Source organism: Vibrio sp. QJM3NY_27, assembly GCF_057785955.1.
Genome location: NZ_CM173511.1, coordinates 1,173,735 through 1,188,707, shown reverse-complemented (window position 1 = coordinate 1,188,707; position 14,973 = coordinate 1,173,735). Strand labels below are relative to the sequence as shown.

Here is a 14,973-nt window from a genome sequence, read left to right as displayed (position 1 = left end):
TCTCCTAACGCAGTTAACTTTCTACAAAATATTTATACCAATCAGGCCATAAATAACAGTCATAAAAATGCAGCCCGAAAGCTGCAATTAATAATTTGGTCTTAAAATGACCACAAATCTATTCACCATCAAGCCCACGAATAGGCTTGATCGTTCCCCACCCCTTACATGAAGGGCAGTGCCAATACATTGAGTGTGTTGAGAAACCACACTGACGACAACGATAATGAGGCTTAACCTTAAGTTGTTCACCAACCATAGATTGAAGTGTGGTTAAGCTGTCTTTCGCACGACCTTCTTCTGCTTCCGCTAGGTGATAATCGATTAATCGATAAAAACCCTTCATGGTTGGATTTTTGACTAGCTGCTTTGTTAGTAGCTCTTGAGCAGAACCAACATCTTCATGGTGAGCAACCAATTGAGCGAGCATCAGTTCAGCGGATACACCAGCTTTATTCTGAATACAAGCTTTAAGGAACTCGACCAATTGAGCCTCTTGCCCAAGCTTGTGGTAACACTCAGCAAGGGTTGGCAACACCTCACTAATAAAGTCGATATCTTGCTCGAGTACCGACTCCAAACAATCGATTGTCTTTTGGTAGTCTTCGTTCGCTAAGTGGAACTTGCCTAGAGCAATGCTAGCACGAACACATTTAGGGTCTTCAGAAAGTGCCTTTTTGAAATTCTGAAGCGCTTTAGAGCGATTACCATCGGCTTGCTCTTGCATCGCAAGTTCACACCAGAAATGTGCAACGGTCGCGCGCATCTTCATTTTCTTCTTACCGAGCTTAACTAGGATATTTCCGTAATGAATAGCCTTGTTCCACTCTCGAGTTTGCTGATAAATAGCAACCAACTGCTGTAGAGCACCCTCTTTGTGATCGGGTTCTTCTACAAGCTGTTCAAAGATTTTTTCGGCGCGATCAAGAAAGCCAGAGACCATATAATCTTTAGCTAATTGTTGTAGTGCGAGGTTTTTCTGATCGAGAGTAAGCCCCGAACGGGAGATAAGGTTTTGGTGGATACGAATAGCACGGTCGACTTCACCTCTAGAGCGGAACAAGTTGCCCAAAGCTAAGTGAGTATCGATGGTTTCATTGTCGACTTGAAGGAGTTCAATGAAGTGATCAACCGCTTTGTCAGACTGATCTGACAGTAATAGGTTCAAACCCGTCACGTATTGACGGGAAATCTGGTGTGATTGTTTCTGTTTTTCTTGCTGAGCATTACGATTACCCATATACCAACCGTAAGCGGCGGCAATAGGTAAGAGCAAGAACAGTAACTCTAACATCAAATAAGACCTTTAAGCTTTGGTATCAGCAGCTACCTGCTTTGATTGCTTATTGAGTTGTTTCTTCAAACGATGAATTCGCAGTTGAGATCGCATGTGGATATTGCCGAAGACTAACCAAGCAAGACCAAAACCTGAAACAAAGACAACACCTAACAAGCTTGATAGGTGAAAATCATCTTGCGCTAGCAGATAGTTGAAATTCACACTTGTTTGGTTTTGAGAGCCTAAAGCCAGTGCAATTAGGAAAAGTGCGATAACGGCGACTATTTTTATAATTTTCATAGTTCATCACTCATTGGTTAGTTAGCTGTACGATTATGCAGGAAAATTACTAATCAGACCACCATATTATGGTCATAAAAAAGCGGCATACATTATAGTATGCCGCTTTTCTTAATTCCGATAAGTAGTCTACAGTCCTGAGTTTACTCGTTCGCGTAGCTCTTTACCTGGTTTAAAGTGAGGAACGTATTTGCCTTCCAACTCAACCTTGTCACCAGTTTTAGGATTACGTCCAACACGAGGTTCACGGAAATGCAGAGAAAAACTGCCAAAACCGCGAATTTCGATTCGATCACCACTTTCTAGTGTTGAAGCCATGTGCTCTAAAATGTCTTTTACAGCGTCTTCAATTTCTTTTGCAGAAAGGTGCGTTTGCTCAGCGCACAGTCTTTCAATCAATTCAGACTTAGTCATAGTTACCCTCGTTGGTTTTCTTTTTAGAAATTATAGACCTATCGGAAAAATAAGCAAAAAAAAAGGAGCCTTGCGGCTCCTTTCTTGGCTATATAGCTATAATTCTCTTAATGAGAAGCTATTATTCGCCTTTAGCAGCTTTGAATGCGTCTGCCATTGCGTTACCGAACGCGCCTTCATCAGACTTGTTCAGTGAAGCCATTGCTTCTTGCTCATCAGCTTCATCTTTAGCTTTGATAGATAGGTTGATTACGCGGTTCTTACGGTCTACACCAGTGAACTTCGCTTCAACGCTGTCGCCAACGCTTAGGATTAGAGATGCATCTTCGATACGGTCACGAGAAACTTCAGAAGCGCGTAGGTAACCCTCAACGCCTTCGATTAGCTCGATAGTAGCGCCTTTCGCGTCAACTGCAGTTACAGTACCGTTTACAAGAACACCTTTCTTGTTGTCAGCAACGTATGCGTTGAACGGGTCGTTTTCCATTTGCTTAACGCCAAGAGAAATACGCTCACGCTCTGCATCTACTGCTAGAACAACAGCAGAGATTTCGTCGCCTTTCTTGTATTCACGTACAGCTTCTTCGCCGGCAGCGTTCCAAGAAATGTCAGATAGGTGTACAAGACCGTCGATACCGCCTTCTAGACCGATGAAGATACCAAAGTCAGTGATAGACTTGATCTTACCAGTAACTTTGTCGCCCTTAGCTTGCATTTCTGCAAATGACTGCCATGGGTTAGCTTTACACTGTTTCAGACCTAGAGAGATACGACGACGTTCTTCGTCGATATCAAGAACCATAACCTCAACTTCGTCGCCAACATTAACAACTTTAGAAGGGTGGATGTTCTTGTTAGTCCAATCCATTTCAGAAACGTGTACTAGACCTTCAACGCCTTCTTCGATTTCAACGAAGCAGCCGTAGTCAGTTAGGTTCGTAACACGACCAGAAAGTTTGTGACCTTCTGGGTAACGCTTAGCGATTGCTACCCATGGATCTTCGCCAAGTTGCTTAAGACCTAGTGAAACACGAGTGCGCTCACGATCGAACTTAAGAACTTTAACTAGGATTTCGTCACCAACGTTAACGATCTCTGATGGGTGCTTAACACGCTTCCAAGCCATATCTGTGATATGTAGAAGACCGTCAACACCGCCAAGATCAACGAATGCACCGTAGTCAGTAAGGTTCTTAACGATACCTTTAACTTCAGTACCTTCTTGTAGAGTTTCAAGAAGTTCGTCACGCTCAACACTGTTTTCAGATTCGATAACAGCACGACGAGAAACAACAACGTTGTTACGCTTCTGGTCTAGCTTGATTACTTTGAACTCTAGCTCTTTGTTTTCTAGGTGAGCAGTGTCACGGATAGGACGTACGTCTACTAGAGAACCAGGAAGGAAAGCACGGATACCGTTAAGTTCAACAGTGAAACCGCCTTTAACTTTACCGTTGATGATACCAACAACAGTTTCAGCTTCTTCACAAGCTTTCTCAAGTACGATCCAAGCTTCATGACGCTTAGCTTTCTCACGAGAAAGTTGAGTCTCACCGAAACCATCTTCAACAGCGTCTAGAGCTACGTCTACTTCAGCACCAACTTCAACTTCAAGTTCGCCAGCAGCGTTCTTGAATTGTTCAGCAGGGATAGCAGATTCAGACTTAAGACCAGCATCTACAAGAACGAAACCGTTCTCGATAGCTACTACAGTACCTTTAACGATGCTGCCTTGTTGGAATTCAGTTTCAGATAGAAACTCTTCAAAGAGTTGAGCAAAAGATTCAGTCATTATTTAATCTTCAATAATTAAACGTCCATGGGTATCCTACCGCATGGGGTTGATAAATTCGCCGGTCATCATCCTTGCGACCAACGTTCGTACTAGCTCGGCGAAATTACCCAGCCAGTTTCGATTCAATATAGTGTAGTGCTTTTTCTACTACCTGCTCAATATTCATTGAGGTGGAATCAAGCACTAGAGCATCCTCTGCAGGGCGAAGTGGCGCCACTGGGCGATTACGATCTCGGTCGTCTCGCTCTTGGATCTCGCTCAAAAGGTCGTCAAATTTAACATCTAACCCCTTCTGTTGCAACTGTTTAAGGCGGCGACTCGCACGCTCTTCAGCACTTGCATCTAAAAATATTTTCGCTTCAGCTTCAGGAAACACAACCGTTCCCATGTCACGGCCATCAGCAACCAAACCAGGTGCCGCGCTGAATGCGCGTTGACGACGAAGCAGTGCTTCACGAACGCGAGGTAAAGCTGCTACTTTTGAAGCTGCCATGCCAGTTTCTTCTTTGCGAAGTTCACCAGACACATCTTCACCTTCTAGGATAACCTTAACTAAGTCGCCTTCAGCAATAAACTGCACGTCTAAGTGTGTCGCAAGCGGTACTAAAGCATCTTCTGATTCAGTATCCACACCATGGTGAATTGCCGCTAAAGCCAATACGCGATAGATCGCGCCTGAGTCTAGAAGATGAAAGCCTAGCTTATCTGCTAGCAACATACACAGGGTACCTTTACCTGCACCACTTGGTCCATCAACCGTAATCACTGGGCTTTGAGAAGGCATCTTTTACTCCACGTTTTGTCGTAAGTTTTATTCTGTACTAGCGATTCGCCACTACTTTATAGGCGGCATATTATAGAGAAGAATTGGAAGTCGAGCGAGGTAAATCTCAGATAATTCCGAGTTGATGATGCATAAACCAATGCAACCAGCCCAATATCCGTTTGCTTAGGTCAATAAGACACGCACGCGCTTTTCGATAGCGCACTTTTCGATAGATAGAAAAAAGCCTTGCAACTAGCAAGGCTCATGAATTTGCATTTTGTAGAGCAAAGAAGAAGTAGCTCCAAGAAGCTTAGCCAATAATAGCTCGAACCGCTTCTAGGTCTTCAGGCGTATCAACACCAGCAGCAGGCGCCTCTTCTGCAACTGCCACATGGATTTTTTCACCATACCAAAGTACACGTAACTGCTCTAGGCACTCAATACGCTCAAGTGTACTTGGTTCCCAATTGATGTAGGTATTGATAAAACCCGCACGGTAAGCGTAGATGCCAATGTGACGAAGCAGTGGAGATTCCGCTGCTGTACCGTTGTTCGCGTAAGCATCGCGATCCCAAGGAATAGTAGCTCGGCTAAAGTACAGGGCATACCCATCTTTGTCCATCACAACTTTTACAGCGTTAGGATTAAACACTTCATCAGCATGAGTTATTTCCACACCGAGTGTTGCCATCGGAGCTGTACTGTTCGCAAGATTGTTAGCAACCTGATTAATGATCGCAGGTGGAATAAGTGGCTCATCACCTTGAACATTCACGATAATATGATCATCAGGAATCTTCATAACTTCAATCACTTCAGCTAGGCGTTCAGTACCTGATTCATGATTCGGTGATGTCATACAAACGGTCGCGCCAAATGCTTTAGCCGCTTTTTCAACTCGAGCGTCATCGGTAGCGATAATAACGTTATCGGCACCCGCTTTCATTGACTGTTCGTATACCCATTGAATCATCGGCTTTCCACCAATGTCAGCAAGCGGCTTCCCAGGTAAACGGCTCGATTGGTATCTCGCAGGTATAACAACCGTATAAGACATTACTTACCCTCATCCATTGAAACGGTGCGAGCTTCAGGTTCTAAAAGAACAGGAATACCCTCTTTAATTGGGTAAGCAAGGCGATCAATTTTACAAACAAGCTCTTGCTTATCCTTGTCAAAAGTTAGTTTACCTTTACATACAGGGCAAGCAACGATCTCAAGCAGACGGTGATCCATAGTATTCCATAACCTCTTTTATTCTTTTTAAAATTTGCTGTTGCGAATCTTCATCGAACTGCGCAGATACCGGAAGATACCACCAGTTGTCTTGAGCATATTCTTCGCATTTTACAGCGTCTTTTTCTGTCATAATCATATTCATACCTTTCTTTGCTAAGGCATAAAGTTCATCTTTATCGAAATCTTGATGGTCGGCGAAGCCCTGTGTGAAAACCACATCACCATCAAGATCTTCCAATGTTTTAAAAAAGCGTGGCGGATGACCAATACCAGCAAAAGCGACCAACTTCTGTAGTTCTGCTACCGATATTTTCTGACCAGTCTTTAGGTTAACGGCTTGGCTTGGTCGCAAAGACATAGAGAATTCCCGCCCCTGCACTTCACCGCCATTGTTAACCAAAAAGTCTACGTCATCTAAACGAGATACAGGCTCTCTTAATGGACCCAAAGGAATGAGGCATTCACTACCAAAGCGTCTCGCACCATCGATAACCGCAAACTCAATATCGCGTTCAAGTGCATAATGCTGAAGGCCGTCATCAGTGATAATGACATTAACACCTTCGTTCAATAAAGCTTTCACCGCGTTTGCACGCACAGGATCGACTGCGACAGGCGCACCCGTTCGCTTTCTGATTAAACGAGGTTCATCGCCAGAGTGTTCAGCAGGCGTGTTTTCATCCAATACTAACGGGTAGCTTGGCGCTTTTGCCCCATAACCTCGAGAAACCACTCCAGGTTTAAAGCCGTTAGCTTGAAGCACCTCAACTAACCAAATCACAACCGGTGTTTTACCATTGCCACCAGCGGTAATATTACCAACAACAATTACTGGTAAGGGCGGACGGTAGGTCTCTTTTTTACCGGATAGATAGGCGTCACGTCGTTGACCGCTGATCATTTTGAAAAGCAGACTCAATGGCCACAGTAGCGGCCAAAGAAGGTATTTTAACGGATGATTGTTAAACCAAATCTTTTCGATCACAACAAGACCTAATCTTATCCGCTGAACTGAATTCGGTGTAGTTGCGCATAAGCGCCATCATGCGCAATTAGCTCCGCGTGTGCACCTCTTTCTACAATATGACCATCATCAACCACTAAGATCTCATCGGCTTGTTCAATAGTAGAGAGTCGGTGTGCGATAACCAATACTGTCTTGTCCTTTTGCAACTCTTCTAACGCAGATTGGATCGCTCTCTCTGATTCAGTATCCAAAGCCGATGTAGCTTCATCAAGAATCAATACTGGAGCCTCTCTTAACAACGCTCTTGCAATAGCGATACGTTGTCTTTGGCCGCCAGATAGGCTTGCCCCATTCTCACCAACAATCGTATCAATGCCGTTTTCCATGCCTTCGATAAATTCAGTAGCATGAGCAAGCTTAGCCGCGTGTTCGATCTGTTCGCGAGAATATTTAGCTTCTGCTGCGTAAGCAATGTTGTTGGCTACCGTATCGTTAAACAGGTGTACATTTTGAGAAACAAGCGCAAAGTGCTCACGTAGGTTCTTCAATTCGTAATCACGAATGTCGTGGCCATCAAGTTCGATAGAGCCTGAGTCTACATCATAAAAACGAGTAAACAGGTTCGCAATAGTACTCTTGCCCGAACCTGATCGGCCGACAAGTGCAACGGTCTTGCCTTTCGGTATATTAAAGCTGACCTTATCAAGCGCTGGTTTCTCAGCACCTTGGTAAGTAAATGTCACATCTTTTACTTCGACTTCACCCGCTACGGTTTCAGGCTTCAACGTACCTTTATTTTGTTCCGTATCTAGATCCATCAAACCAAATAGGGTCGTACTCGCTGCCATACCGCGTTGGAATTCAGACGTTACATTGGTTAAGGCTTTCAGGGGGCGTAGTAAGCCAAACATCGCGGAGAACACAACGGTAAACGTACCTGCTGTTAGCTCAGCTTTAATTGAATCAACACTCGCGAGATAAAGAACAACAACAATCGCGATAGAGGCAATCATCTGAATAATCGGGTTTGCAGCCGCTTGAGCCGTCACCAGCTTCATACTTTGTTGGCGCATCTGGTTGCTAACCGTATCAAAACGGCCTCTTTCTAGCTCTTGACCACCGTAAGTTAGAACCACTTTATGACCTTTCAGCATTTGTTCTGCTGAAGAAGCAACATGTCCCATGCTGGTTTGCATGTTCTTAGAAATTTTTCTGAATCGCTTTGATACAATACTAATTGCCCAAGCAACAAAAGGAGCGACAGCAAATAGAACTAAAGATAACTGCCAGCTATTCCAGAACATCAGCGTCAGCAAACCAATGATGCTGGCGCCTTCACGCACGATACTCACCAAAGCTTTACTGGTCGCAGCAGATACTTGTTCTGAATCGTAAGTAATTCGAGATAGCAGTGCGCCCGTCTGCTCTTTATCAAAGAAAGAAACTGGCATGTGCATAAAGTGACTGAATATTTTACGACGAATCTCCATCACCACATTGCCAGAGACCCAGCTTAAGCAATAGGTTGAAACGAAGCCACTCACACCACGAATGAACATCATGGCAAAGATAATAATAGGGAGCGTGCGTAAGAAGTCTGATTCAGCGTTACCAAAGCCTTCATCAAGTAGAGGCTTCAGTAAAGAAATCATATAGGTATCAGAGACGGCATTTATAATAAGCGCAATAACCGCAACACCAAGGCCGGCCTTATACAGTCGAATATAAGTCCAAAGTCTTTTAAATGTGACCCAGGTAGTTTCATCTGTTTGTGTTGACATAGAATCGCTTAATTTTCTCACAATAATCTATCTATTCTACTCCCTTACGAAGCATCTGCCTATACCACTGCCTGCCTTGTTGTTCTCTAATCGTATGATATTTCCAACCTTCCTTGCTGATAGTGATGGTTATTTGTCCGCTTTCTCCGGTATCAAGCCAAGCACTACCCGTTTCATGATAACGTTCAATCACAGATTTGCTTGGCATTCCCCACTGATTACCTTTGGCCAAAGAAGCAATTGCTAGCTGAGGTGAAACTGCCTCAATAAACGGCTTAATCGACGACGAATTACTACCATGATGCGGGACAAGCATCACGTCGCTCTTGAGCCGCTGACCTTCACGAGCAAGTAGCCACTCACTTACCCGTTCAATATCACCAGTTAGCAACATCGAGAACTCAGAATTGGGCTCAAAAATCCTGACCACACACGAATGTGGGTTGTACGCCCTCTTTACTCTTTGAGGTGGCCATAAAATCTCAAACTCTAGATCCTGCCAGTTCCACGCCTCTCCAAAAGTACATGTTTGGATATTCGACTGAACTTGAACAGTAGATTTTGTTTGTTGATTGATGTTCTGACTGGCTCTTATCCACTTAGGATTGTAGTTTTCAAGTAACGCCGGATAGCCACCAGCATGGTCAGAATCGAAATGACTCACTATCACACCTTCCACCTCATGAACTCCTCTCTGATTCAAGGAGGGAATCAGCAAGGATTCAACAATCGAACCTCCCTGCCACGCGTTGCCGAGATCGTAAACAACGACCTGATTGTTCTTTTCCAAAACTAAAGACAACCCATGCCCTACATCCAAGATATCGATTGTTAATTTGTTTTGCTGCTTACCGAACTCCCACCACAATACAAACACTGCAATGACCAATATTGATAGTGTTCGTTTGAGATATCGACTGACGAACCCGAAAAATAAGATGAGGAATACAGACAACACCATACTGTGATTATCAACTTGAATCCAAAATCGTTCAGAGAAAGGAAGGCTAAATACGAGAGGATCAAGCGACAAGTCGACCAACATCCATAGCTGTTCAGAAAAACCATTACTTAACGCTGTTAAACTAATCACCTCCGGCACTGACTCCAATATTAAGCTAAGTAACATCGCAAGAAACAGTAGCGGGATCGTCACCATTGATACCCAAGGCAAAAGGAGTAAGTTGTAGAGAACAGAGACTAGACTCACCCCTTTGAAAAACAGTATCGAAAAGGGAGCAATAAGAAATGTCAGCATCAGCTGAATCTTGATGAGCTGCAGCCCTCGATCGATAAAAGTGGCATTTGAAGATGATGACCGACTATTCAAGGCGATATAAATAACGGCACCCAACGCACCAAAGGATAGCCAAAAGCTACTCGACAATGCTGAAAACGGCCAAATCAGCAGAACCACGCACAGGCTTAAGACGACATACCGAAGCACACTGATATTTTGCCCACGCCACAAGAAATAGCTCGCGATAATACACATCACTAAAGCTCTCAAGGTTGGCAGCGTGAATCCAGCAAACCAACTATAGAAATAGGCTAAGCCAAGCCCGAATATTGTGGGAAACCAAAGAAATGAAGCTGAGAGTAACCTGAATATCTTTCCTGCCTGATAGCCAATACCAAAGGCAATCCCAATATGTAGCCCCGAGATAGCCATCAAATGAATCAAACCACTACTTTTAAGCAAATCCCAACGCTGAGGATGGATAAGGTCTCGATAACCAAAACTCAAAGCCATAATGAGGTCTTGATTTGCTAACTCACTTAACCTTTCAAGACGGTTTTCAAACCAATGAGACCGCATGTTGGTATTGGTGTGAATTCGATATTTGGTATCGGCCCTGTAAGTTGCATTGGCAACCACACCGGTGCTAAACAAATACTTTTCTAGATCAAAGCCTGCTTCATTAAGTTTACCCCACACTGGTTTTATTGAGACAGATAAATAGACATCATCCCCGAGCGTCAACTTAAAAGGAGTAAACAAACGCAATTTTATCAATTGGGGAAAGATTAATTTTTCGCCGCCAATTGATCTGGCTACTATTACGCTTTCAAAACCGTGGCTATTTTCACTAAAAAGGCTAACAACCGAAGCATTTATGGTAGTATTCTGCCCTGATTGGAATAAGCGACTCGTTTGTATTTCAATCGCATTCCCTAGGCAGATAACTAGTATCAATGCTGTTGCTAGACCTCTTGCACTCCGGAAAACGCTATACTTTGTTGATGCTAGCAGTAACAACAGCATCAATGGTGCCCAAACCCAATGTGGCATCACAGGCCAGAAGCTGGCAGACACAACTGTCGCAGCAAATGAAATCAAGAACCAAGTGTTAAACAAGAGAGTAGCTTCCTCCTATGCCAAGAAAGTTTATCAAACGATTTATGCCTGACCATGAGCTAATCAAGCGTCAGAAAGCATTGAAAGTTTTTGGCAATGTTTTGTACAACCCCAACTTATGGTGCCTTAATCGTCGCTCTGCGGCTGGTGCGTTCGCTGTTGGGTTATTCATGGCGTTTGTCCCTTTACCAAGTCAAATGATTATGTCTGCAGGCCTTGCGGTCGCATGTGGTGTTAACCTACCACTGTCTGTCGCATTGGTTTGGATCAGTAATCCTGTGACTATGCCAGTGCTGTTCTACTTTGCTTATAAAGTAGGCGCGTTTGTGATGCATGTGCCGCCTCAAGCCTTTCATTTCGAACTGTCTTGGGATTTCATCTTGGCGCAAATGAGCACCATAGGACCTCCGTTCTTGCTGGGTTGTCTGATTTGTGGTGTGGTATCTGCAATGGTTGGCTACTTTGGTATTCGCGGGTTATGGCGTTACTCAGTAGTAAGAAGCTGGAAGAAGCGACAAGCAAGGTACTGAACGACCGTTCCTTGTTATTCAATCTATCCTTGTATGCGCTTCTCTTAAAATGCACATAAGTTAAAGTCAGATGAACCACTGAACTCTGCAAGATTGACATGTAACGAAAGTCGTAAATAACACGAATTGAATTCAATAAAAAAGGATCCCATCAGGGATCCTTTTTTGTTTATGCCGTTAGTCTATCGCGCAACGTGACGTTTACTTAGCGTATTACTTCGAGCTAAGCACCGAGGCTGGGTTTAGCTTAGCCGCTCGTGAGGCTGGATACCATGTAGCCAGTAAGCTCAACACAATCGCGGTACCGGAAACCACAACAACATCCGTCATATCAAGTTGTGATGGCAAGAAGTCGACAAAGTAGATATCACCGGACAAAAACTGGTGATCGACCAACTTTTCGAGCCCTTTGATAAGCGTAGTGAGATTAAGCGCCACCAAGACACCTATCGCACTCCCGACTAAGCTGCCTAACACACCCGAGAATACGCCCTGCCAAACAAAGATGCGTTTAACAAGGCCGTCTGATGCGCCCATGGTTCTTAAGATCGCGATCTCCGATGCTCTGTCTTTTACTGCCATCATTAAGGTCGAGACAATATTGAAACAAGCAACACCAATAACCAGTACCATCACCAGATACATAATGGTGCGAACCAACTGAATATCTCGGTACAAGAAGCCAAACTTCTGTTGCCAGCTTCGTAGATACACATACACATCAAGCTGGTTACCCACTTCACGCACAATAGAGTTCGCGTTCAGCACATCGGTCACTTTTAAAGAAACTCCAGTTACTGCCTCGCCTAGGTTTGCATAAGCTTGAGCATCGCCAATCGGGATTAGCGCCAAGCTGTGGTCTATCTGGCCATTAAGCGTCAACAAACCGACCACTTTAACGCGTACACGCTTCGGTGCTTGCACCTTCACTGAACCATTAACAGTGGGAATCATCAAAGTCAGATAGTCACCGACTTTCGCGCCAAGCACATTCGCCACACCAGAACCCAAAATGATCTGTTGTTGCCCTGCTTTAAACTCACTCCAAGCTTGTTTATCGATAAATTTCGATAGGCTTGATACCTGTTGTTCAAGTTGTGGATCAACACCGCGAACTTCAATTGCTTTGAGTTCTTTGCCCTTTTCAGCAAGCGCGGTAATTTTTACATAGGGTGCTGCAGCTACAACTTTATCATTTTTCACCGACTGCTCAATCACGTGCTCCCAGCGAGCCACTGGTTCATTTACACCCTCGAATTCACCATGTGGAATAACGGAAAGTACACGCGACTCAAGCTCTCGCTCAAAGCCATTCATTGCAGACAAACCGATAATGATCACGGCCACACCAACGGCAATACCGATCGTCGAAGACAAAGAGATGAACGACACCATTTTGTCTCGTTGTTTCGCTCGGCTAAATCGGCCACCTATCAATAGAGATAAAGAAGAAAACACTTAGCTCTCCTCTTTTTCTACGTTGACCAATAACCCATCTTGCATGTGAAGTTGGCGATCCATCTTACCTGCAAGTTCACCATCATGAGTTACTACCAAAAAGGCCGTGTCGTACTCGCGGTTTAGTTCACGCATTAAGTCGTAAATAGAAAGTGCTGTGTTGTGATCAAGGTTGCCGGTAGGCTCATCCGCCAACACCAAAGCAGGTTTATTCACTAAAGCTCGAGCAATCGCCACACGTTGCCTCTCACCACCAGAAAGCTCTGAGGGTCGGTGGTCAACACGATGACTCAATCCAACTTTATCCAACAGACGTTGCGCCTCTTCTTTTGCTTTAGCTGGCTTTTCACCACCAATCAGCAGCGGCATTGACACGTTTTCTAACGCTGAAAAGTCCGAAAGAAGATGATGGAATTGATAAACAAAGCCAAGATGCTGGTTGCGAAGCTTCGCCTGCTTATTTGAGCTCAAAGATGCTAAGTCTTGTCCGAGAAAGCTCACGCTGCCGTCAGACGCATCATCCAATGCCCCTAAAATATGCAATAACGTACTCTTACCGGAACCAGAGGTACCAATGATAGCGACTAGCTCACCCTTTTCGATTTCAAAGCTGACTCCCTTGAGAACCTCAGTATCTAACGAGCCTTCACGGTACGTTTTACGGATATCATTACATTGAAGAAAATTACTCATAACGAAGGGCCTCAGCAGGTTTCACAGACGATGCACGATAAGATGGGAATACAGTGGCAATCAAGCTAAGTGCAATAGCCAGAACCACAACAACGGCGATTTGAATTGGGTTAATTAAAATTGGCAACTGTCCACCAAATGAAAACAGAGCAACACCCATAGCCTCTAAAATAGTATTGAGGTTCATCGCTAGAGCAACGCCTAACACGCCACCTGATAGGGCACCAATCACGCCGCTACTTGCGCCTTGAACCATGAATATCCCCATAACTTGACCATCGGTCATGCCTTGGGTTTTAAGAATAGCCACTTCAGACTGCTTCTCCATCACCACCATGATAAGTGCCGAAATAATATTGAAAGCTGCAACACCGATGATCAGCCCAAGCATTAAGCCCATCATGTTTTTTTCCATTCGAACGGCCTGGAATAGTTCACCACGTTGGTCTCGCCAATCACTCCACAACCAACCTTCAGGTAACGGTTGATTAGACAGTTTCGCCACTTCAAACGGGTCTTCAAAGAACAAGCGCCAGCCTGAAATGGTATCTGATTTATAGCGCATCAAACGCCCAGCATCTTTAATGTCTGTCACCATCAGTTGAGCATCAATATCAGAACCTGTATTGAAGATGCCGGCTACAGTGAAATTTCGTTGGCTAGGAATACGTCCGAGCGGTGTGTATTGGCTGGCACTGGTGACCATCAGGCGAACTTTGTCACCCATAGATACCTTCAAATTTCTTGCCAAGGTATGGCCAAGAAATAGCTGATACTGACCCGCTTTAAGTGAAGACAATCTACCCGCAATCAAGTGGTTCTGAAGAGGGTCATCTGAATTAGGTTCAATGCCGATCAACAGACCTGCAGATAACTGAGCAGGACTTTGAATTACCGCTTCGCTGCGAACAATAGGTTCAACGTGACCATTGAGCGACATTTGCTCTGCAAAATTAGGCGCTTGAGCAGAAAGAGAGGTGATACCGCCTTGCTCATAAACCACCGCTTGAGGAAGGACACCGAGAATCCGGTCTTTTAACTGCGCTTCGAATCCATTCATTACCGATAAAACAGTAACCAAAGACAGCACACCAATGGTGATACCTGCCGTCGACATATAAGAAACAAAACGGCTAAAGCGATCACCTGAACGACCTTTCAAATAACGTAGGCCAACAAACAATGAAATAGGATGAAACATACTTTGAACCATCTAAAGGAGATGCGGGTTAATGTAACGGGTATTGCCGTTACTGTGTAGGGGTTAATTGAAAATATAGAGTGAATTAACTCAATTAGTTAGGCTTGAAAAACAGAACCTTGTCAAATAGCCAACTTTCAAACAACTATTTGAGACTTTCAATTAACTGACCTTGATTACTGCGGCCACAT

The 14,973-nt window shown here is 44.2% G+C and carries 14 protein-coding genes; 1 reads left to right on the top strand and 13 read right to left on the bottom strand.

The window, feature by feature from the left end; genetic code table 11:
• Window positions 1-118: 118 nt before the first annotated feature.
• The 10 genes from lapB to AC3CIA_RS05390 all read right to left on the bottom strand — a co-directional run bounded on the left by lapB (window position 119) and on the right by AC3CIA_RS05390 (window position 10,900).
• Window positions 119-1,294, bottom strand: coding sequence for a lipopolysaccharide assembly protein LapB (lapB, locus tag AC3CIA_RS05435; RefSeq protein WP_114633217.1), 1,176 nt, complete (start codon window positions 1,292-1,294; stop codon window positions 119-121).
• Window positions 1,295-1,306: 12 nt separating this feature from the next.
• Window positions 1,307-1,579, bottom strand: a complete 273-nt coding sequence (locus AC3CIA_RS05430) for a LapA family protein (RefSeq protein ID WP_488518661.1) — start codon at window positions 1,577-1,579, stop codon at window positions 1,307-1,309.
• Between the two features lie 129 nt (window positions 1,580-1,708).
• The gene (gene ihfB, locus AC3CIA_RS05425) at window positions 1,709-1,993 is read right to left on the bottom strand and encodes an integration host factor subunit beta (RefSeq protein ID WP_017073307.1); all 285 of its coding nucleotides are present in this window, start codon (window positions 1,991-1,993) and stop codon (window positions 1,709-1,711) included.
• Window positions 1,994-2,114: 121 nt separating this feature from the next.
• The gene (rpsA, locus tag AC3CIA_RS05420; protein WP_017057038.1) at window positions 2,115-3,785 is read right to left on the bottom strand and encodes a 30S ribosomal protein S1; all 1,671 of its coding nucleotides are present in this window, start codon (window positions 3,783-3,785) and stop codon (window positions 2,115-2,117) included.
• Window positions 3,786-3,891: 106 nt separating this feature from the next.
• Window positions 3,892-4,572 carry a (d)CMP kinase gene (cmk, locus tag AC3CIA_RS05415; protein WP_017060237.1) on the bottom strand — a complete coding sequence of 227 codons (681 nt, stop codon included), beginning with the start codon at window positions 4,570-4,572 and terminating at the stop codon, window positions 3,892-3,894.
• A 292-nt stretch (window positions 4,573-4,864) separates the two neighbouring features.
• Window positions 4,865-5,611 carry a 3-deoxy-manno-octulosonate cytidylyltransferase gene (gene kdsB, locus AC3CIA_RS05410; RefSeq protein WP_488518660.1) on the bottom strand — a complete coding sequence of 249 codons (747 nt, stop codon included), beginning with the start codon at window positions 5,609-5,611 and terminating at the stop codon, window positions 4,865-4,867.
• Window positions 5,611-5,790 carry a Trm112 family protein gene (locus AC3CIA_RS05405; protein ID WP_004736429.1) on the bottom strand — a complete coding sequence of 60 codons (180 nt, stop codon included), beginning with the start codon at window positions 5,788-5,790 and terminating at the stop codon, window positions 5,611-5,613. Before AC3CIA_RS05405 ends, kdsB begins: the two co-directional genes overlap by 1 nt.
• Window positions 5,771-6,778, bottom strand: coding sequence for a tetraacyldisaccharide 4'-kinase (lpxK, locus tag AC3CIA_RS05400; RefSeq protein WP_065205559.1), 1,008 nt, complete (start codon window positions 6,776-6,778; stop codon window positions 5,771-5,773). The genes AC3CIA_RS05405 and lpxK overlap by 20 nt, the downstream gene beginning before the upstream one ends.
• 14 nt (window positions 6,779-6,792) lie before the next feature.
• A complete protein-coding gene (gene msbA / locus AC3CIA_RS05395; RefSeq protein ID WP_488518659.1) occupies window positions 6,793-8,541 on the bottom strand; it encodes a lipid A ABC transporter ATP-binding protein/permease MsbA in 1,749 nt (582 codons plus the stop codon).
• 31 nt (window positions 8,542-8,572) lie between these two features.
• Window positions 8,573-10,900, bottom strand: a complete 2,328-nt coding sequence (locus AC3CIA_RS05390) for a DNA internalization-related competence protein ComEC/Rec2 (RefSeq protein ID WP_488518658.1) — start codon at window positions 10,898-10,900, stop codon at window positions 8,573-8,575.
• A gap of 17 nt (window positions 10,901-10,917) precedes the next feature.
• On the opposite strand from AC3CIA_RS05390, the gene AC3CIA_RS05385 reads away from it, so the two are divergent.
• A complete protein-coding gene (locus tag AC3CIA_RS05385) occupies window positions 10,918-11,430 on the top strand; it encodes a DUF2062 domain-containing protein (protein ID WP_017078948.1) in 513 nt (170 codons plus the stop codon).
• 213 nt (window positions 11,431-11,643) lie between these two features.
• Here the strand turns inward: AC3CIA_RS05385 and lolE are convergent, their stop codons facing one another.
• The 3 genes from lolE to lolC are packed head-to-tail and all read right to left on the bottom strand — an operon-like array spanning window position 11,644 to window position 14,782.
• On the bottom strand, window positions 11,644-12,888 hold the full coding sequence (gene lolE / locus AC3CIA_RS05380; RefSeq protein WP_488518657.1) for a lipoprotein-releasing ABC transporter permease subunit LolE: 1,245 nt from the start codon (window positions 12,886-12,888) through the stop codon (window positions 11,644-11,646).
• Window positions 12,889-13,581, bottom strand: coding sequence for a lipoprotein-releasing ABC transporter ATP-binding protein LolD (lolD, locus tag AC3CIA_RS05375; protein WP_488518656.1), 693 nt, complete (start codon window positions 13,579-13,581; stop codon window positions 12,889-12,891).
• A complete protein-coding gene (lolC, locus tag AC3CIA_RS05370; RefSeq protein WP_474355668.1) occupies window positions 13,574-14,782 on the bottom strand; it encodes a lipoprotein-releasing ABC transporter permease subunit LolC in 1,209 nt (402 codons plus the stop codon). The genes lolD and lolC overlap by 8 nt, the downstream gene beginning before the upstream one ends.
• Window positions 14,783-14,973 lie beyond the last annotated feature (191 nt).

Excerpts from the sequence above, each read along its gene's own strand:
- lapB (WP_114633217.1), bottom strand. The coding sequence starts at position 1,294 with ATGTTAGAGTTACTGTTCTTGCTCTTACCTATTGCCGCCGCTTACGGT.
- AC3CIA_RS05430 (WP_488518661.1), bottom strand. The coding sequence starts at position 1,579 with ATGAAAATTATAAAAATAGTCGCCGTTATCGCACTTTTCCTAATTGCA.
- ihfB (WP_017073307.1), bottom strand. The coding sequence starts at position 1,993 with ATGACTAAGTCTGAATTGATTGAAAGACTGTGCGCTGAGCAAACGCAC.
- rpsA (WP_017057038.1), bottom strand. The coding sequence starts at position 3,785 with ATGACTGAATCTTTTGCTCAACTCTTTGAAGAGTTTCTATCTGAAACT.
- cmk (WP_017060237.1), bottom strand. The coding sequence starts at position 4,572 with ATGCCTTCTCAAAGCCCAGTGATTACGGTTGATGGACCAAGTGGTGCA.
- kdsB (WP_488518660.1), bottom strand. The coding sequence starts at position 5,611 with ATGTCTTATACGGTTGTTATACCTGCGAGATACCAATCGAGCCGTTTA.
- AC3CIA_RS05405 (WP_004736429.1), bottom strand. The coding sequence starts at position 5,790 with ATGGATCACCGTCTGCTTGAGATCGTTGCTTGCCCTGTATGTAAAGGT.
- msbA (WP_488518659.1), bottom strand. The coding sequence starts at position 8,541 with ATGTCAACACAAACAGATGAAACTACCTGGGTCACATTTAAAAGACTT.
- AC3CIA_RS05385 (WP_017078948.1), top strand. The coding sequence starts at position 10,918 with ATGCCAAGAAAGTTTATCAAACGATTTATGCCTGACCATGAGCTAATC.
- lolD (WP_488518656.1), bottom strand. The coding sequence starts at position 13,581 with ATGAGTAATTTTCTTCAATGTAATGATATCCGTAAAACGTACCGTGAA.
- lolC (WP_474355668.1), bottom strand. The coding sequence starts at position 14,782 with ATGTTTCATCCTATTTCATTGTTTGTTGGCCTACGTTATTTGAAAGGT.